The sequence below is a fragment of the Vibrio sp. Y58_MX_L22 genome (assembly GCF_024181865.1).
GTDB classification, from domain to species: Bacteria; Pseudomonadota; Gammaproteobacteria; order Enterobacterales; family Vibrionaceae; genus Vibrio; species Vibrio alginolyticus.
In genome coordinates this window covers 335,692-355,501 of the sequence record NZ_JAMZAN010000006.1, presented here as the reverse complement: position 1 = coordinate 355,501, position 19,810 = coordinate 335,692, and the positions used below count along the sequence as shown (strand labels likewise).

Here is a 19,810-nt window from a genome sequence, read left to right as displayed (position 1 = left end):
CCAACACAGTTTTCTACATTTTCTCGACGGTGGCGGCGGTGATATAGGTTCGGCAGATTTCCCGTTGGCGACGTCAGTAAAATCATGCGGGTAATCAGGTGATGTGATTTTGCTGGTGGATTTAGGCGTGATTCGGGGCAGGATTTCTATGTTGATTGTGCGGGAAGATTGCGTCAGACCTTCGCTCATAATCGATTGGTCCGCAGTTCAAGTCTGCGAGGGGCCACCATATTCCGAAAGGCGTAGCAGGTTAATACCTACTACGCTTTTTTTGTATCTTATATCTTTGGGTACAATTTCGGTTGCGGTAACTCGTCATTAACCTCGTAATAGCTTTTCCTCTTCCCCTTTTCTTTAACTATTATCTGGCTTTCTATATGTAGCAATGAAACAAAATGTCCGCTCGTGATTTAAACCATTGACCCTCAGACAACTTCTGATAGGATGGACATACAAACGTATGGACGTCTAAAACAAAAAATGGAGCTACAATGAAAAGTATTGGTCACTTAAAGAAACTAGCTTTGATTCTCACGGCAGTAGTCGGCTTAAGCGCTTGTGGAGAAAAAGATGACTCTGTCATTAAAGTGGGCGCGACAGTTGGGCCACATGCACAAGTAGTCGAGGCGGTAGCGAAGGAGGCAGCGAAGCAAGGTTTGAATGTCGAAGTCATTGAGTTTTCTGACTACGTGACACCTAATGCCGCTCTTAGCGATGGTAGCATCGATATTAATAGCTATCAGCACCAGCCATTTTTAGACAACTTCAACAGTAGCCATAACGCCCAATTAGTATCAATTGGTCAGTCCATTCTTATGCGTATGGGGCTTTATTCCAATAAGTATCGCTCACTGCAAGAGCTTCCAAACAATGCACGTATAGCGCTTCCAAATGACCCTACCAACGGTGGTCGTGGTCTGTTGCTACTCGCCGATGCAGGTTTAATTGAGCTGAAACAGGGTGTTGGCCATAAAGCCGCCCTAACTGATATCACAAAAAACGCAAAATCATTTGAATTTGTCGAGGTAGATGCCGCTCAGCTACCAAGAACATTAGATGATGTGGACGCGGCTGCGATTACAATGAACTACGTAATGTCTTCTGGTTTAGATCCGAAGAAACAAAGTATCTATCTTGAAGCAAAAGACGCCCCATTAGCAGTCATGGTCATCGCCACTCGTGACGCAGACAAAAATAATGAAGCGTATAAAAAGTTCGTTTCTATTTACCAATCTCAAGCAATTCGTGATTACCTCGATCGTACGTTCAAAGGCACAATCGAAGCAGCTTTTTAATCAATAAAGCAGCGAATACTTTGCCCCACGAATCAGATAGAAAAGAGGCTAATGTTTTCTCATAGCCTCTTCTTTTCATTACTCACTAAATCGACTCATTGTCGACTTTCAGCCTCTAACTTCATTGCCAAATAAGCTTGGTCAGCAGAAACCAATTCAGGACGGTTAATCAACTTCCAGAGGAAGTATGGTGGGATTAAAAATACGATGAAGTAGAGAGATTCATGGAAGAAAACATCGGCTATCGTTTGCTGATGCTCCCAAAGTGCCGTCAGTGCGAAGAGCTCTAACATCACGCCTAATACGCCAAAGACGACAGAGACAACAATCGCTAAACCCAGTAGTTCTCTAATAAAGTGCTTGTATGCCATGATACTAATTCCTTCTAGCAATAAGTCATACTAACTTACGCTCATAAGAAAGAAGCCAGCTTGACTATCATCAAACTCCCCTCATCACAGTTAAGAACTTAGTTTTATAAAAAAGGACTTGTATATAGCACCATTGAAGATTGACCTCTCTATCACAATACAATGACATCATTTCTCGACTTTGAGACTAGCCTTTTACATTTATCAGCAGTGTAAACAAGAGGTCATAATGAAAAAATATACCTATCCTTTACTTGCTATCTCAGGTGGTCTTTTATTGACGGGCTGCGGTAGCGACGACTCTTCATCCGATACAGAAGCAGCCACTTTTTCTCTCAGCGTTTCCGATGCTCCTGTCGACGATGCCAACAAAGTCGTTTTAGCGTTTCAAGATGTTGTCCTTGTACCATTTGACCCTGAAACTGGCGAGCAAACTGGAGAACACATTCTGTTAGATGCTAGTGACAATGGAGCACTACACCAAGTTGATCTAATGGAATATCAGGGAAGCAACGCTAAAACGATCATTCACGAACAGGACATCGCTCCTGGTGATTATGCTATGTGTGTGTACGCTAAAGACGGCAAACAATTAAACGATACAACACTGTCATACGTAGAGAAGACAGACGGCAACATCAAAGGCTTAGTTGTACCTAGCCGAGGCAGCTGTTTTGGTTTTAAACCAGATACGAGCGATCAAGGTCGCTTAAAGTTTTCGCAAAAAGGTCAGTATGTAAAAGTTCATACTGGTCATAATAACTATGTTGTCGAGTTTGACTTACGCAAAGGTCTGGCGGATCCAACAGGCAAAGATTACATGAACATGAACTCTAATGCGGTAAGCTTAGTAAACGCATCAGAATCAGGTCATATTAGTGGTGAAGTCAGTGAAATTCAGTATCAAGCATGTGAAGCAGACAGTGCCGCATCAAATGCAATAAATGACGTTCCTGCCGTTCACTCTGTTTATCTGTATACAGGTTCAATGGATCGCTCAACCATGGGCGATATGGGTGCGACAGATCCACTCAACGCGCCAGTTGCGGTAGCTAACGTGAATGAATCGCAAGACGAAGAAGGTAATACAACCTACAGCTACGAGTTTGGTTACATCGGCCCGGGTACTTACAGCATTGGCTACACATGTACTGCGTATATTGATACGCCAGACGCTCATGAAACTTCAGAAGACGGTTTCTTGATTTACCAGCACTACACGCCAGTTGATGTTGTCGAGGCAGAGCTGACAACTCAGGACATTAATCCAATTCTTTAAGTCACCACATTAAAAAAGCCGCTCGTACTGAGCGGCTTTTTACTTAGTCAGAAAGGTAATATTGAACCGTCGATACCACTCGTACTTTCTTAATGTAAGGCGTGTTGCTGTCTCGGTCATAAATCGAGAACTGCCCTTGAGTTGCACGTTTGATCTTACCCAGTGAACTCTGTGAGTCTTTCGCAAATTTCTCAGCCACTTCACGCGCATTCTTAGTCGCTTCTTCGATCATGTCTGGCTTCACATCATTCAGCTTAGTAAAGCTGTACTCAACACGATTTGCATAAGGATCTTGGTTAAGCAAAACGCCTTGTTTTCCTAGCTCACCTATTTCATTGATTGCCGCTCGAACAACATCAACACTCTGGCTGTAAACCGTAACGGTTCGCGAGGCCAAATAACGATACTCAATGTCTTGCTCGCTCCCATATTGCTGTGCTTTTCTGTCAATGACCGCTGGGGAAGAGAGGGAAACGCTGGTTTCAGGAAGCCCTTTGGCACTTAGAAAGTCCAAAATCAAACGGGTTTGCTGGTCAATTTCATCAAACATGGCCCCCATATCATTACTCGCTAGAGTAAATTGAATCGGCCAAATCACCGTATCAGCAGGATACTCACGCTCCGACAAACCTTTTACTGTAACGACTCTTTCATAGGCTCGGTATTTCACCGCCGTCTGCTGCATAAAATAGCCAAGGATGCCAAGACCAAGTATCAAACTTAGCCCAATCCAAAGTGCTGCTTTATTGGAAACTCGTTCCATTATTTCCCCCTGATAAATATCAACTTAGCTTAATCTTTGTTCTAGATAAGATAGCCTATCTATTGTTTTAAGAGGGAGACATAACGCGAGTTTTGATTCATAGCACAGTGATATACCGTTTTCTTTAGTCAATAAAGCTTCATTGGTTTGTCACCAAAGGCTCATGCTTTTGCCTCTTAACTGTCATCTGTAATTTCTACTATCCAATCAGCAACTTGTACGCTGAGGTAAATATGGATAGTTCAACCCCTTTTCGTCTCCCTCGTAAAACGCCGTTTGGCATTGGTGAAAACGTTGCTGAATGGGCAACCGGTTTAAACCAACTTGATAAGTTCTACGCCCAACGCCCCGTTAATGCCGATACCAAAACTTTTCTCCGCTTCACGCTGGATATCTTAGGTATCGATTATCGCATTGCTCATGGTTCACTCGACTCAGTACCTAAACAAGGTGCTACCGTCATTGTGGCGAACCATCCGCTTGGTTGTGTGGAAGGCGTCATCTTGGCCGAACTCTTGTTGATGGTACGAGACGATATCCAAATTCTAGCCAATCAATACCTGAAAACCGTGCCGGAGTTAGATCAGCTCTTCATTGGTGTCGATGTGTTTGAAGGCAAAGACGCCGTCAAATCGAATATGAAGGCCCTCAGAGCGGCTAATAAACACCTAGCAAGTGGCGGCTTATTGCTTGTCTTTCCTGCCGGTGAGGTTTCCCAGTTAGTCGATGCCAAACAGCAACGCTTGGAAGATAAAGCGTGGAGTCGAAGCGTAAGTAGCCTAATCCGCAAAAACAAAGCAACGACAGTTCCAGTATTCATCAGTGGTCAGAACTCGAAACGCTTCTATATGGCAGGGAAAATCCATCCACTTTTGCGCACCCTACTGCTTGGGCGAGAACTGCTGAACAAACAGGCGCAAACCATCAACTTATCCTTTGGCCAAGCGATAAAATTTAAAGAGCTGAACACACTTAGCGATGATCAAGTGGTGAACTATTTGCGGCTCAACACTTACTTACTCAATCGTGAAATCCAATCGGTGAAGCCCTCTTCCTCATCAGAACGGCTCTCACCAATAGCGGCAGGGTTACCCGTAGGCGAATTGCTTGAAGAACTGAACAACTTACCAAAAGAGTCCAAGCTGCTAACAAGTGGTGAGTTCGATGTTTACTGCACGGAGTCGCAGAATATCCCTTCCCTACTGCATGAAATTGGTCGCCTACGTGAGCTCAATTTTCGACAAGTTGGCGAAGGGACGGGACTAGCAATAGACATTGACCATTTCGATCATGATTACCTGCATCTGTTTGTGTGGGACAGAGAGAACCAATGCTTGGTGGGCGCGTATCGTTTAGGTCTGGTTGATCAACTGATTCAAAAGCGCGGCGTAGCAGGTCTGTATTCACGAACGTTGTTTAACTATGACCAACGCTTTATCGACCAAATGGGTAAATCCATTGAGATGGGGCGCTCTGTGATTGCACAGCAATATCAAAAGAGCATGAGCGCGCTACTGCTGCTGTGGAAAGGCATCGCAACGTTCGTTCATCAAAACCCAGATTACACTCACCTATTTGGTCCGGTAAGCATTAGCAACGACTATAGTGATACTGCACGCCAACTGCTGGCTCAATCAATGACGCTTCACCACTACGATAACAACTGCGCAGAGTATGTCACACCTTCTAACCCACTTCCTGAGCACCACCGTGACTGGAACACCAGCATGCTCACTGCTCTGGGTGATTTACAGCTATTGTCACGTGTCATTGCCAGAATCGATGAAGGGAAAGGAGTGCCCGTTTTGCTGCGTCAGTACTTAAGCCTCAATGGCAAGCTGGTATGCTTCAACGTCGACCCTGCATTCAATAACGCTCTAGATGGATTGATTATGGTGGATTTGCGCGATGTTCAAGAAAAGACGTTGGCAAGGTATATGGGACGCGAGCAAGCTCATGACTACCTCGTCTATCATACTAAATAGCAACGATGATTAAGAACAGTGATTAAATAGAGAGTTGGGAATCACAAGAAGAACCGTGTGGCGACTCTCTTTATTTACCCTTTCATTAACTAATTAGGCGTGCTCCGTGAAGTGCGCCGAAAAGACTCTTATAGATACAATCTATCGAAAGATCTAGATAGCATTTATCTCGCCAATTCCGTCACAAACTTTCACAAAAAACAAAAACAGATCCAAGTCACACTTTAAATTCACCACAACTCAACACAAAACGTGATATTGATCATCACAAGTATTTAATTCGAATTTCAAAAAAAATTAAAAGTGATCAAAGTCACAAGGTATTTTAATTTTAAATTTGTCAGAAGATCGGATTGATCACTAAGATTTTTATTGACAGATTTGAAAGTGGCTTTTTGTTATTAAGTTACAAGTTAATAAGTTGAACTTGGTCACTTAAAAACCGTTTCTCAGCCTAAGAAATGCGGGCGTAGATCACAAAAAACCCGTTGTCAGTTCCAATTGGAAAATGTGTGGTAAATTGATTGGGTACTAAGCAATCAAACAAACGGTTTTGGCGAACCGTTTACTACAACAAGATTCATCAGAACATCGAACGGGGAATTGTTATGATATCACCAGATGCCAAGATCAAGATACAAAATTTTGGTCGTTTTCTGTCAAACATGGTAATGCCAAACATCGGCGCGTTTATCGCGTGGGGCTTTATCACTGCTCTATTTATCCCAACAGGATGGCTACCAAACGAAACGTTAGCCTCTATGGTTGGCCCAATGATTACCTACTTGCTGCCACTACTTATCGGTTACACCGGTGGTAAATTAGTTGGTGGCGATCGTGGTGCGGTAGTCGGTGCAATCACAACAATGGGTGTGATTGTCGGCACAGACATCCCAATGTTTATGGGTGCAATGATGGTCGGCCCAATGGGCGGCTGGGCTATCAAGAAATTCGATAACTACATCGATGGTAAAGTAAAAAGTGGCTTCGAGATGTTGGTTAACAACTTCTCTGCGGGCATCATCGGCATGCTATGTGCGATCCTTGCTTTCATCTTTATCGGTCCATTCGTAAAAATTCTTTCTGGTGGCTTGGCGGCTGGCGTTAACTTCCTAGTTTCTGCTCACCTACTACCACTGACTTCAATCTTCGTTGAACCTGCGAAGATCCTGTTCCTAAACAATGCGATCAACCACGGTATTTTCTCTCCACTGGGTATCCAACAAGCGTCTGAAACAGGTCAGTCGATCTTCTTCCTAATCGAAGCAAACCCAGGTCCTGGTCTAGGTATCCTGCTAGCTTACATGGTGTTTGGTAAAGGTACGGCTCGTCAAACGGCAGGTGGTGCATCAATCATCCACTTCTTCGGCGGTATCCACGAGATTTACTTCCCATACATCCTAATGAACCCTCGCCTAATCCTTGCGGCTATCGCAGGTGGTATGACTGGCGTATTCGTTCTAACTATCTTTAACGCAGGTATTGTTTCTCCAGCATCACCAGGTTCAATCTTTGCAATCTTGTTGATGACTCAGAAAGGCTCAATCGTTGGTGTTCTAGCGTCTATCGCAGCAGCAACAGGTGTGTCATTCGCGGTAGCAGCACTGCTAATGAAGACGCAAACGTCAACAGAAGAAGACGGTGATGAAGCAGCACTAGAAAAAGCAACATCACAAATGAAAGACATGAAATCTGCATCTAAAAACGATGCGGTGGTAAACAGCCAAAGCAAAGGTGACGTAGACCTAGCGACAGTACAAAGCATCATTGTCGCTTGTGATGCGGGCATGGGCTCAAGTGCAATGGGCGCGAGCATGCTACGCAAAAAGGTTCAAGACGCAGGTCTGAACATCCACGTAACCAACCTTGCCATTAACAGCTTACCAGAGAGTGCAGATATCGTGATTACTCATAAAGACTTAACGGATCGTGCACGTAAGCATGCTCCAAACGCACACCACATTTCATTGACTAACTTCCTAGACAGCGAGATGTACAACCAGCTAGTCACCAAACTACTAGCAGCGCAAAACCAATCCGCAGCCAATGACGACCAAATGGTAAAAGTTTCGCTCGTGGCAGCAAACGACGACAACTTCGAGCCACAGCAAACGTCGGTGTTCCAAATCCAGCGTGAAAACATTCACCTAGGTTTGAAAGCTGCCAACAAAGAAGAAGCGATTCGCTTCGCGGGCAACAAGTTGGTCGAACTTGGCTACGCAGAACCAGAATACGTAGACGCGATGTTTGAGCGTGAAGCATTGGTTCCAACTTACCTAGGCGAATCTATCGCAGTGCCTCACGGTACGGTGGAAGCGAAAGACCGCGTGAAGAAAACCGGCATTGTAATCTGCCAATACCCATCGGGTATCCAATTTACTGAAGACGACGACGATGTTGCGAAACTGGTTATCGGCATTGCCGCTAAGAACGATGAGCACATCCAGGTGATTACCACCATTACGAACGCGCTCGATGAGCCGGAGGCAATTGAGAAGCTAACCAGCACCAACGATGTGGAAGAGATTCTAAACATCCTTGGCGGTCAACAAGCGGCTTAATTACCCCTTTAATTTGCTCCTGAGGCAAATGAGGTCAGCTGTCACCCCCTATGCGGTTGGCCTCCCCCTAGTTTCGTAAGTCAACATTTTAGACATTGGTAGGTAAGAATTATGAAAAACGCAGTTCATTTTGGCGCAGGTAACATTGGTCGTGGCTTCATCGGTAAACTATTAGCAGACGCAGAAGTCGAGGTGACATTCGCAGACGTTGACGCTCCACTCGTCGACCAACTGAGTCACAAGCAAGAATACAAAGTAAAAGTGGTCGGTACTGAGTGCCAAATCGACACAGTAACTCACGTCACCGCGGTAAACTCAGCCAGTGAAGATGTCATCGACCGCATTGTAAAAACCGACTTGGTAACAACAGCGGTTGGCCCTAACGTACTGGACATCATTGCAAAAACCATCGCTACCGGCATTGCTAAACGCTTTGCAGCAGGTAACGATAAACCATTGAACATCATCGCGTGTGAAAACATGGTTCGTGGCACGACTCACCTAAAAGGTGAAGTGTACAAACATTTGGATGAATCATTACACGCGAAAGCAGACGAGCTAGTTGGCTTCGTCGACTCCGCAGTGGACCGCATCGTACCACCAGCAGAAGCGGCGAACGATGACCCACTAGAAGTCACTGTAGAGAGTTTTAGCGAATGGATTGTGGATGAGCAGCAATTCAAGGGCGAAATCCCTGACATAGCTGGCATGGAAAGAACCAACAACCTAATGGCATTCGTAGAACGCAAGCTATTCACTCTCAATACAGGCCACTGCATTACCGCTTACCTAGGTTGCTTGAAAGGCCATCGCACCATTCGTGAAGCAATTGAAGACCCAAGCATTCACGCTGAAGTAAAACAGGCGATGCAAGAGAGTGGTGAAGTGCTGATCAAACGCTACGGCTTCGACCGTGACATGCACAACGCCTACATCGAGAAGATTTTAGGACGCTTTGCCAACCCATACTTAGTGGATGAGGTGGATCGCGTAGGTCGTCAACCAATTAGAAAATTGGGTGCAAACGATAGATTAGTGAAGCCTTTACTCGGTACAATTGAGTATGGCACTGAAAATAAAACACTTTTGAAAGGCATTGCCGCTGCGTTGAAGTACACTAACGACACCGACCCACAAGCAGTAGAACTGCAAACCTCATTAAAAGAAGTGGGTGTGAAGAAGACGCTAGCGACATACACAGGTCTTGCAGAAGACAGTGATGAAGTGGCTCAAATCGAGACACTTTACAACCAACTTTGATTTACCTAGGGGAGCTTGGCTCCCCTTCTATGTCCTTCTCTGCTTGAAGAGTTGGGATAGCTAATAATTAGAAATGTATTCAGTATATGGCAGATAACATCAACGAAACCGAGATCATTGAGCGATTAAACAGCGCCCCATCGGTACGAGGCTTTTTCATTGCAGCAGTCGACGTTTTTAACGATTCGATCGACGGGTTAGTGCAAAGAATCTTTCGTAAAGATAACTTCGCTGTTCAATCGGTTGTCGGTCCGCTGCTACAAGACTCTGGACCTCTGGGCGATCTGTCTGTTCGTTTGAAGTTATTGTTTGGCTTGGGAGTGCTCCCCGATGACATTTACCACGACATCGAAGACATCATCAAACTCAAAAACCAACTCAATAGTGACGCTTCAGATTACGAATTCACTGACCCGAATATTCTAGAACCAATTAAGAAACTGCACTTGGTGAAGAAAATGGGCATGGTGCAACTGGAAGTCAGCGAACCAGATGACGACATCGACCTTGAGTTTTATCAGCTACAACTGCAACGTCAACAACAAATCATTAAGTCAGGGCTCTCACTTGCCATTGTCGAGATTTGCAATGAGCTCGGCAAAGACAGCCCTTTTTAATCGAAAAACTGGCACGGAAGCCTCCTCAACTCGCCCCTCTTTTTGCACATTCTTCTATACAACGTGCGTGAAAGCCATCACAGTCCATATTCCGATGTCTCTGTAACATCAGACCAATCTATCGCTAGTATTGAAACGGTATCGCATGCTTTCAATCGAAGACACTAAAACTAAGTGGGAGTTTTTCCAGAAACACCACTGGGTATCTCCAGAATTTTCCCGCACTCCCGTCCTCGAGTCGTGGGAGCGTTGCATAAAGCAATGCAGCCCTTACACCTGGTCAAAACCACATATTGCTTCTGGATTTACCTTCTCATCTCTAATGAAGCGCAACGAGCATCTCATCGAATGCGCCACGACCGTACTTGAAGATACGTACGATATGCTTGGTGACGAAGACCTGGTGTTGATGGTAACCGATGGCAACGGCTGTATTCTCTCCACCGTCGGGCACGACTCTTTGCGACAAGAGATGCAAACGCTCGGCATAAAACAAGGCTGTTTTCTCTCCGAAGGAAAGATAGGCACAAATGCAGTCAATCTCTGTATCAACACTCATATCCCGTGTGAAGTTTTTGCTGCCGAACATTTCAATCGCCACTTGCACTCTTATGCCTCTGTAGCGGCGCCTGTTTTCGACCAATTTGGCAAATTACGCGGTACAACATGCCTTTTCAGAAAAGCGGAAAGCTATAAGAAAGAAGACTTAGTCATCATCGCGTCGAGCGCGAAAGAAGTCAGCTTGCAAATCCACATTCAGTCGGAACAAGAAAACATGAACCGCCTCACTTGTGCGCATAACGCAACGTTAGAGTGCATGGATGACGGCCTTCTGGCCTGGGATGAAGAAAGCCGTATAACCATGGTAAATCACCAATCAGAGCGCTTGTTAAACATTGAAGCCAGTCAGGTCTTGGATAAAGAAGTCTTTTCTGTTTTACGCTTCCCACCGAATGTCCTTACTAGTATTGAGTCAGGTGCGAGCATAAACCGTAAACTCACAACGGTAGAGGTTCGTGGCGAGTTTGTTGAAGCGATCATCACCTTGCGTCCACTCAATGACGGCACACACTTATTGTTCTTGCACCCTATCGATAAAATTCGCGAACTTGCTCAACAACAAATAGGTGGCAGTGCGCGCTATACGTTCAGCACTTTGCCCGTCATTTCACGAAAAATGAAGCATGTCATTACCGTGGCAAAACGGGCCATAAAGTCCAAATCACCGATTCTAATTACAGGTGAAGAAGGCGTAGGAAAAGCCACTCTCGCCATGGCGATTCATAACGAAAGCACCTACAAAGAAGGGCCGTTCATTACGCTCAACTGCCGCTCCATCAATACAGAGCAACTGGTCAAAGAAACCCTGGGGTATGACGAAGGGCAAGGCATGCCTTCAAAGTTTGAGCTCGCCCATGGCGGTACGCTCTTTTTAGAAAAGGTGGAATATCTGTCACCCGATTTACAAGCCGTGCTACTTAAGTTGTTAAAAACTGGGCTCGTCAGCCGCAGCGACAGTTTGCGATTGATCCCCGTAGATTTTCAACTTATTACCAGCACCGCTTCAGAGATCAGCGAGTATGTCACTCAGCGCTCATTTGGTCGGCAACTTTATTATGAAATCTCCTCGAACGAGCTGCATATTCCACCACTACGAAAGCGTAAAGAAGACATTGAATTTCTCGTCCAGCAGCTTATCAGCCATTACGAACGCCGCCACAATGTGACGATCTCGATAGAGCCAGTCGCACTGGAAGCGTTGATGAATTTTCGTTGGTCAGGCAATAACTCCGAATTAAGAAACCGAACTGAGCGAATTTTGCTGAACCGCAGTTCGAACTTAATCAAGCTGAACGATATTCCTGAAGACATTAAACTGAATTCTCGCCATACCGCAGAAAATACGCCAGTAATCACGTTAGAAGAAGCCGAGAGAAGAGCGATTGTTCAAGCTTGGAATCAGTGTGATGGCAAAATGCATGATATGGCGAAAGCATTGCAAATTGGCCGCACGACCTTATGGAGAAAAATTAATAAGTTTAGGCTACAGGAGCAAATGAAGCTGTATTAAGTCGTGAAATGGCGTTCCTATAACAAAAGTAAAACCGGCGTAAGCACGCCGGTACAGATGTACTAACGATAAGATATCGATTAAACATCGACAGACAACTGACGAATCTGCGCTTTTAGTCCCGGGAGCATACTCGAACTGGCGCTGAATTTTCGCAACCCCACGCGAAGCAATGTTTCTGTGGCATTTGGATCGCCAGCCATCTCACCACACATACTAACCGGTATGCCCGCGCGATCGCCTGCTGCACACGTGAGCTCAATGGCTTTTAGTACCGATGGTTCAAAGTAGTTCACCAATTCAGCAACAGCGGCGTTACCTCGATCGGCGGCCATAACATATTGAGTCAAATCATTGGTGCCAATAGAGAAAAAGTCGACTTCTTGGGCTAACGCATCAGCATTTAACACCGCGGCTGGTACCTCAATCATAATACCAACGGGCAAATGAGTCACATCCAAGCCGAGTTGGTTCGCTTGATGCGCCAACAGCACTTTTACTTTTCTCACTTCTTCAACCTGAGCCACCATCGGTATCATCAATTGAATATTCGGTTGCTCGTGAAAGGCTCTCAGAATGGCTCGAAGTTGAGCGGTAAACAATGACTCATGTTGAAGGCACAACCGCACCCCTCTCAAACCTAAAAATGGATTATCTTCTGCTGGCATAGGATAAGCGGCTAAAGGCTTGTCACCGCCAACATCTAGACTACGAATCGTAAGTGGCTTATCACCAAGTGCGGCGGCAATATCACGATACACTTGGTATTGCGCTTCCTCAGTCGGCAACTCATCACTGTTTTGAAATAGAAACTCAGTCCGGAATAGACCAACGCCCTCAGCTCCTGATGTTAGTGCATCATCAATATCTTTCGGTCCACCAATATTGGCGAATACTGGAATATGGACACCATCACAGGTGACTGCGACTTGCTGAGCACTCGCTAGTGCACTCTGTCGGGAGTTTTGCCACTCAATTTGCTGAGCTTCTAATTCCTGCTGTACGGCATCTGAAGGAGAGAACCATAAATGCCCTCGGAAGCCATCAATAGTCACCACTTGACCAGCACGCACAGCATCAAGGCAGCCCTGAGCTTTAACGATGGCAGGAATACCCATCGCACGAGCAAGAATCGCACTGTGAGAGGTTTTCCCTCCCTCACTCAAACAGATACCAAGCACTTTCGATTTATCAAGCCCGGCCACATCAGAAGGCATCAGGTCGCGGCCCAACAAAATACTCGGTTCCTGAATGTCGATGGCATTAGGCGTTACGCCTGTCATTTCGACCATAACTTGGCGTGCGATATCATGCACATCTGCTTCACGCTCCCGCATGTACTGACTTTCTGCCTGGCGAAACTCTTCGGCCAACGTTTGCAGTGATTCTATCCAAGCTTGCTCGGCTATCATGCCCGTTTGAATTCGCGCCTCAACCGATGCCCATAACTCTGGGTCACTGAGCATCATGCTATGAGCAGAAAATATTTCCCCTTTCGGCTGCTTCGCTTGCTCCTGCAAATGTTGAACAACCACGCCTATCGCATGCTTAACCCGTTCAATTTCATCTTGTTCACTTTGGAAATCACGTTCAGGCACAGCTGGCATTTCATGAGTAAAAAGGACAACTGGAGCAGTAGCGATACCGTCATTGACTCGAATACCAACAACAGCACCTTCAATCTGACTTGAGGCCATGCCATCGAGCAAAGTATCCGTGCTCTCTTCAGATTCGATAATGCCTTGCTCAACCGCCTCTTTTTCTCCGAAGTGCTCACTAGCTAAGGCTTCAAATGCCTTGATTGCTTCACTGGATTGAGGTCCAAGTGCGCACAGCGTGATCGTCTCTTGGCTACAAACGCCAAGTTTCGCAATGCTGTTTAAGCTTTTTGCGTTCACACGGCGCTCGCCTTTTTTCAACCATAATTGGCAGTCAAAAGGCGCGAGTGCACCAACAATGGCCGCAGCGGGACGAGCATGTAATCCATGCGGATTTTGCACCACCCAATCAAATGTCCGTTCTTGCTCAAAGTTCTCTGATACTGGCGCTATCTCAGCGGATGTTAGTGGCTGATCACCAAGGTGCTCTTGTTTTACGCTTAACGCATTCTGTGCCTCTTCGACTACCGTCGATAAAGGTAGTCCGGCAGCAGCAGCCACCGACGCCGCCATGGTCCCTTCAACAATAGGGGCCGAGATAAGGGTGACATTTTCCCTCACATGATCATCAACCAGATCCAGAGCCATTTCCGTGCTAAGCAACGCGCTGCCAAGATCCATCAACACAACAACCCCTTGTTGATCTTGTACCTGCTCAATCGCTTCCATCACGGCAATGGCATCGGTTCCGATCGGGTTCTCTGGATCATCAATCCCAGCAGCAATCGCAAGCTTGGCTTTGCCTTGCGTCATTTGGGTGGCAAGTTCTGCCACCCCTTCTGCAAGTCGACGACTATGAGATACAACTACAATTCCCACCATCTTAATTACCTGCTATTGCCTGCTGTAGTGCTTTAATCATTAACAAAGAAGAGGTTGCACCGGGATCTTGGTGACCAATACTACGTTCCCCCAGATAGCTTGCTCGCCCTTTTTTCGCCAACATTTCAATCGTGGCAACCGCGTTCGTTTCTGCTAGCTCAACCATTTCATTAAGTAAGTGATCGGCGCTCATGCCATTTTCTAACGACGCCTTCACGCTAACTAAAACGGGTAACCAAACATCACACATGGTTTTATCACCCAGCTCTGCTTTACCACGAGACACCACGCCATCCACACCGCTTTTTAGTGCATCGACCAACTCTTCAAACGTTAGTTGCTCTCGGGTTCCGACAGCGGCAGCCGTGCGAATAAACAGCGTGCCATACAGCGGGCCACTTGCCCCACCGACACTAGAAAGCAAGGTCATGCCCGTATTCTTGAGAATGCTGCCGATATTTTGGTCCGCAAATTGCGGCAGTTTTTCAGCAACTTTTTTAAAGCCACGGTTCATATTGAGACCGTGGTCGGCGTCACCAATATCACGATCAAGGTCGGTCAGAAAATCTTGATTCTCTTGATACGTTTTTGCACATAACTCTAGCCAGTGAACGATATGTTGTTTTTCAATTTGCATGTTTGCTCTCCCCTGTTACCACTTGATCGCGGCCGTATCGACAGGAGCATCAAACAGCTCCAACATCTCTTTGTCTGCCTTCAGCAACGTAATCGAAACGCCTTCCATATCGAGTGACGTACAGAAGTTACCAACCATATTACGCACGATACGGAACCCTGCTTGCTCACAGTTATGAGCCAGACGGCGGTACACTCCGTAAAGCTCTGAAGTTGGCGTACCACCCATACCATTCACCATCACGATGTAGTCGTGTTCAGCGGCGAAAGGCTCAATGCTGGATTCCACTTCATCCCATTCACCTTCGTCACGATTCCAAATACGCAATGTGCGCTGATAAGGTGTGTTTTCAGCAACTTCAGCAAACATTTCATCCACTAACGTATCGACATCGGTGTATTTCACTCGCTTGATACCTGGTTCACCATGGATACCAACACCAAACTCCACTTCATCATCTTCCAGAACAAAAGATGGTTTACCTGCTGCGGGTACAACACAAGCATTAAGCGCCACGCCAAATGAACGACAGTGATTATTAACGCGACGAGCCAGCGCTTCACATTGCTCCAACGAATAACCTTTGTTCGCGGCAGCCCCAACTAACTTTTCAACCAATACCGTTCCAGCAACGCCACGGCGACCAGCGGTGTATAGGCTGTCTTTGACTGCAACATCGTCATCCACCAACACCGACCCAACTTTGATACCATCGGTATGAAGCAGCTCCACAGCCGTTTCAAAGTTCAACACATCACCGGTGTAGTTTTTAATGATAAATAGCACGCCTTCACCAGTATTCACTTGGTTGCCACATTCGTACATTTGATCTGGCGTTGGTGAAGTAAACACCTCACCAGGACAGGCGCCTGTCAGCATGCCTTTACCAATAAAACCAGCGTGCAAAGGTTCATGACCACAGCCACCACCAGAAACCAGTGCCACTTGCCCCGGCGTTTCCTCGTGCCACATGTAACGAGGCTCGTAGTTCGCTTTTAGCTCAGGGCGGGACAATGCCAGGCCTTCCATTTGCTGCAATACAACATCATCGACTTGGTTAATTAACTTTTTCATCGTTCTATCTCATTCCATTTATATTTTTATGTAGGGTATGAATTCATCTTAAACAGAGAAAAAACGTGCTCAACAAAAATCAATCTGTTTCATATTGAAACAACGACTTCGGTATTTTCGTTTCAATATGAAACGAAAAACGACAGATTAGCTTGAATAGTGATCGGCGCCATAAAGCATGCTGATGCTTATTACTTCTGACAGTCGGTTTGACACAGAGGTCATAAAAGCATGGAACAAACCAGAGATATCCTTCACCACCTACCACACCAAACCTAATATAAACCTTATCCCTACAATGGATATTCATTGCAGTCCAAAACACACAAAAAAAAGGTTAAAGGTTTGAATTATGGACAAAATTATTATCAGCCCAAGCAAATACGTCCAAGGTGAACAAGTACTTACATCTATAGCTCACTATGTGAAAACATTGGGTGAACGTCCGTTAGTAATTGCCGATGAGTTCGTGACTAACCTGGTTGGTGATGACGTCAAACAAAGTTTTGCTGACGAAAAGCTTCCACTCACTATGAACATTTTTGGTGGCGAATGTTCGCGCGTTGAGATTGAACGCATCACGGACATTTGTGCCACTCAGAAACACGATGTCATTGTCGGTATTGGTGGTGGTAAAACGTTAGATACAGCAAAGGCTGTTGCGTTTTACACCAAAATTCCTGTCGTGGTGGTTCCTACGATTGCCTCGACTGATGCGCCAACCTCAGCGCTTGCGGTGATATACACACCTGAAGGTGAATTTGCAGAATATTTGATGATCCCTAAAAACCCAGACATGGTCATCATGGATACGTCAGTCATCGCCAAAGCCCCTGTTCGCTTACTTGTATCGGGGATGGGCGACGCGCTTTCCACCTACTTTGAAGCTCGTGCCAACATGACTTCTGGTAAGGCAACAATGGCTGGTGGGTTAGCGACGCGTTCAGCACAAGCGCTTGCGAAACTTTGCTATGAAACCTTGCTTGAAGATGGTGTAAAAGCAAAAGCTGCGGTAGAAAATGGTGTGAGCACCAAAGCGGTAGAAAACATTATTGAAGCCAATACATACCTAAGCGGTATCGGTTTTGAAAGCAGTGGTCTAGCGGGTGCTCACGCTATTCATAACGGCCTAACTAAGCTTGAAGAGTGTCATCATCTCTATCATGGTGAGAAAGTCGCGTTCGGCACACTTGTTCAGCTGGTACTAGAAAACGCAGCGATGGAAGAGATTAATACGGTTCTTGCATTCTGCCGCTCTGTAGGTCTACCAACCAACTTATTTGATATGGGCGTTAAAGATCTTAACCACGCTAAGTTGCGCGAGGTCGCCGAAGCCTCAACGGCCGAGGGAGAAACCATCCACAATATGCCATTCCCAGTGACGGCAGAAAATGTCTACTCTGCAATTCTAACCGCTCACCAGTTGGGTCAATAACTCACCCCCTTAAAGTGGGCTTAAATAAAAAAGCGGCACATACTCTCGCATGTGCCGCTTGGATTTTTGCTGTTAAGCGTAATTACTCAACCGTCACCGCTTTCGCCAGGTTACGTGGTTGGTCTACGTCCGTACCTTTGATCAGTGCTACGTAGTAAGACAGTAACTGCATTGGGATGGTGTAGTAGATCGCCGCCGTGATTTCACTAACGTGAGGCATCGTTATGATCTTCATTGTTTCATCGCCTTCGAAGCCTGCGTCTGCATCTGCGAATACGTATAGAAGGCCGCCACGCGCACGCACTTCTTCAACGTTTGATTTTAGCTTTTCAAGTAGGTCGTTGCTTGGTGCAACCACAACAACTGGCATGTCAGCATCAATTAGAGCCAGAGGACCGTGTTTCAGTTCACCCGCCGCGTACGCTTCTGCGTGGATGTACGAGATCTCTTTCAGTTTTAGAGACGCTTCCATCGCGATTGGGTAGAACTCGCCACGGCCTAGGAACAATGTGTGGTGCTTGTCTGCAAAATCCGTTGCTAGTGCTTCAATTTCTTTCTCGAAAGAAAGTGCCGCGTTGATTTGCTTAGGAAGTGCGTGTAGCGCTTCAACAATCTCTTTTTCTTTCTCTTTGCTGATGCGGCCTTGCTCTTTACCTAGTGCCGTTACCAACATAAGTAGTGCAGAAAGTTGAGTCGTGAACGCTTTGGTTGAAGCCACACCGATTTCAACACCAGCGCGAGTCATGAACGCAAAATCTGATTCACGAACCAGAGAAGAGCCTGCTACGTTACAAATGGTCATCGCCGCCATATAACCTTTCTCTTTTGCTAGGCGAAGTGCTGCTAGCGTATCAGCGGTTTCACCAGACTGAGACAACGTGATCAATAGGCTGTTTGGACGAATCACAAACTTGCGGTAACGGAATTCAGACGCAATTTCTACATCACAGCTAACGCCTGCAATGTCTTCAAACCAGTAACGTGCCGTCATACCTGCGTTGTAAGACGTACCACACGCCACGATTTGTACGTGTTCTACTTTGCTTAGAATGTCTGCCGCGTGCACACCGATCGCGTCTGTCACAACAGAGTCTGCCGTGATACGACCTTCCATTGTGTTGATCAACGCTTTAGGTTGCTCATAGATTTCTTTTTGCATGAAGTGACGGTATTGGCCTTTATCACCTGCATCATGCTCTGCGTTAGATTCAACAATTTCACGCTCAACTGGCTCACCCGTTGCATCAAACACAGTGACTTCACGGCGAGTAATTTCTGCTACGTCACCTTCTTCTAGGTACATGAAACGGCGCGTAACGTTAAGTAATGCAAGTTGGTCAGACGCTAGGAAGTTTTCACCTACACCAAAACCGATCACGATCGGGCTGCCTGAACGCGCTACTACGATGCGTGAAGGATCTTTGCGATCCAACGCTACCGTGCCGTATGCGCCTTCAAGTTGTTTTGCTGTTTTTTGTACCGCTTCTAATAGCGTTTCTGAAGTACGAAGTTCCCACTCAACCATGTGTGCGATAACTTCTGTATCCGTTTGCGATTCAAACACGTAGCCACGAGATTGAAGCAGCTCACGCAGCTCTTCATGGTTTTCGATGATGCCGTTATGGACCACTGCGATATCACCAGACATGTGTGGGTGAGCGTTGATTTCAGAAGGTTCACCGTGCGTCGCCCAACGAGTGTGCGCAATACCAGTTCCGCCGATCACTTTTGCTTCTTCTACTGCATCAGCCAATTCTTGTACTTTACCCAAGCGACGAACGCGCGTTAGGTTTGATTCGCCATCAACAACCGCAACGCCAGCAGAGTCGTAACCGCGGTACTCTAAGCGGCGTAGACCTTCAACCAAAATTTCTGCAACATCTCGTTGTGCTACTGCACCTACGATTCCACACATGTGTTTATCTCCGTTTGTAGTTTTGTTCTTCCCTAGCCATGATTTCAAATAGAGGCAGCAAGCAAAG

General features: G+C 46.0%; 14 protein-coding genes. 8 read left to right on the top strand and 6 right to left on the bottom strand.

Features of this window, described 5'->3' with window-relative positions; translation table 11 throughout:
* Positions 1-491 precede the first annotated feature (491 nt).
* Entirely contained in the window at positions 492-1,295 is an 804-nt protein-coding gene (locus NL626_RS16330) for a MetQ/NlpA family ABC transporter substrate-binding protein (protein ID WP_017633488.1), read from the top strand.
* Positions 1,296-1,390: 95 nt separating this feature from the next.
* Here NL626_RS16330 and NL626_RS16325 read toward each other — a convergent pair whose 3' ends face one another.
* Positions 1,391-1,666 (bottom strand): hypothetical protein, encoded by a 276-nt coding sequence (locus NL626_RS16325; RefSeq protein WP_005383040.1) that lies wholly within the window; start codon positions 1,664-1,666, stop codon positions 1,391-1,393.
* Positions 1,667-1,895: 229 nt separating this feature from the next.
* Between NL626_RS16325 and NL626_RS16320 the strand changes: the two genes are divergently transcribed.
* Positions 1,896-2,945, top strand: a complete 1,050-nt coding sequence (locus NL626_RS16320; protein WP_137281694.1) for a DUF4382 domain-containing protein — start codon at positions 1,896-1,898, stop codon at positions 2,943-2,945.
* Between the two features lie 43 nt (positions 2,946-2,988).
* Here NL626_RS16320 and NL626_RS16315 read toward each other — a convergent pair whose 3' ends face one another.
* A complete protein-coding gene (locus NL626_RS16315) occupies positions 2,989-3,708 on the bottom strand; it encodes an SIMPL domain-containing protein (protein ID WP_005379714.1) in 720 nt (239 codons plus the stop codon).
* A 233-nt stretch (positions 3,709-3,941) separates the two neighbouring features.
* Here NL626_RS16315 and NL626_RS16310 point away from each other — a divergent pair, with 233 nt between their 5' ends.
* The 5 genes from NL626_RS16310 to dhaR all read left to right on the top strand — a co-directional run bounded on the left by NL626_RS16310 (position 3,942) and on the right by dhaR (position 12,202).
* On the top strand, positions 3,942-5,693 hold the full coding sequence (locus NL626_RS16310) for a lysophospholipid acyltransferase family protein (RefSeq protein ID WP_213972929.1): 1,752 nt from the start codon (positions 3,942-3,944) through the stop codon (positions 5,691-5,693).
* 608 nt (positions 5,694-6,301) lie between these two features.
* Entirely contained in the window at positions 6,302-8,254 is a 1,953-nt protein-coding gene (locus NL626_RS16305; protein ID WP_005379710.1) for a PTS mannitol transporter subunit IICBA, read from the top strand.
* Positions 8,255-8,365: 111 nt separating this feature from the next.
* Positions 8,366-9,514 carry a mannitol-1-phosphate 5-dehydrogenase gene (locus tag NL626_RS16300; protein WP_053306863.1) on the top strand — a complete coding sequence of 383 codons (1,149 nt, stop codon included), beginning with the start codon at positions 8,366-8,368 and terminating at the stop codon, positions 9,512-9,514.
* Positions 9,515-9,600: 86 nt separating this feature from the next.
* Complete coding sequence (locus NL626_RS16295; protein ID WP_005379708.1) at positions 9,601-10,131, top strand: MltR family transcriptional regulator; 531 nt, start codon at positions 9,601-9,603, stop codon at positions 10,129-10,131.
* A gap of 145 nt (positions 10,132-10,276) precedes the next feature.
* Entirely contained in the window at positions 10,277-12,202 is a 1,926-nt protein-coding gene (gene dhaR / locus NL626_RS16290) for a dihydroxyacetone kinase operon transcriptional regulator DhaR (RefSeq protein ID WP_213868544.1), read from the top strand.
* Positions 12,203-12,282: 80 nt separating this feature from the next.
* Here dhaR and ptsP read toward each other — a convergent pair whose 3' ends face one another.
* From ptsP to dhaK, 3 genes are read right to left on the bottom strand one after another with little or no spacing between them, the layout of a single operon-like run.
* Positions 12,283-14,682, bottom strand: coding sequence for a phosphoenolpyruvate--protein phosphotransferase (gene ptsP / locus NL626_RS16285; RefSeq protein WP_253657533.1), 2,400 nt, complete (start codon positions 14,680-14,682; stop codon positions 12,283-12,285).
* A gap of 1 nt (position 14,683) precedes the next feature.
* Entirely contained in the window at positions 14,684-15,319 is a 636-nt protein-coding gene (dhaL, locus tag NL626_RS16280; protein WP_005379705.1) for a dihydroxyacetone kinase subunit DhaL, read from the bottom strand.
* Between the two features lie 15 nt (positions 15,320-15,334).
* On the bottom strand, positions 15,335-16,393 hold the full coding sequence (gene dhaK / locus NL626_RS16275) for a dihydroxyacetone kinase subunit DhaK (protein ID WP_005383055.1): 1,059 nt from the start codon (positions 16,391-16,393) through the stop codon (positions 15,335-15,337).
* A 352-nt stretch (positions 16,394-16,745) separates the two neighbouring features.
* On the opposite strand from dhaK, the gene NL626_RS16270 reads away from it, so the two are divergent.
* Positions 16,746-17,828, top strand: coding sequence for a glycerol dehydrogenase (locus NL626_RS16270; protein WP_206953639.1), 1,083 nt, complete (start codon positions 16,746-16,748; stop codon positions 17,826-17,828).
* 82 nt (positions 17,829-17,910) lie between these two features.
* Here NL626_RS16270 and glmS read toward each other — a convergent pair whose 3' ends face one another.
* Positions 17,911-19,743, bottom strand: coding sequence for a glutamine--fructose-6-phosphate transaminase (isomerizing) (gene glmS, locus NL626_RS16265; protein ID WP_253657532.1), 1,833 nt, complete (start codon positions 19,741-19,743; stop codon positions 17,911-17,913).
* Positions 19,744-19,810 lie beyond the last annotated feature (67 nt).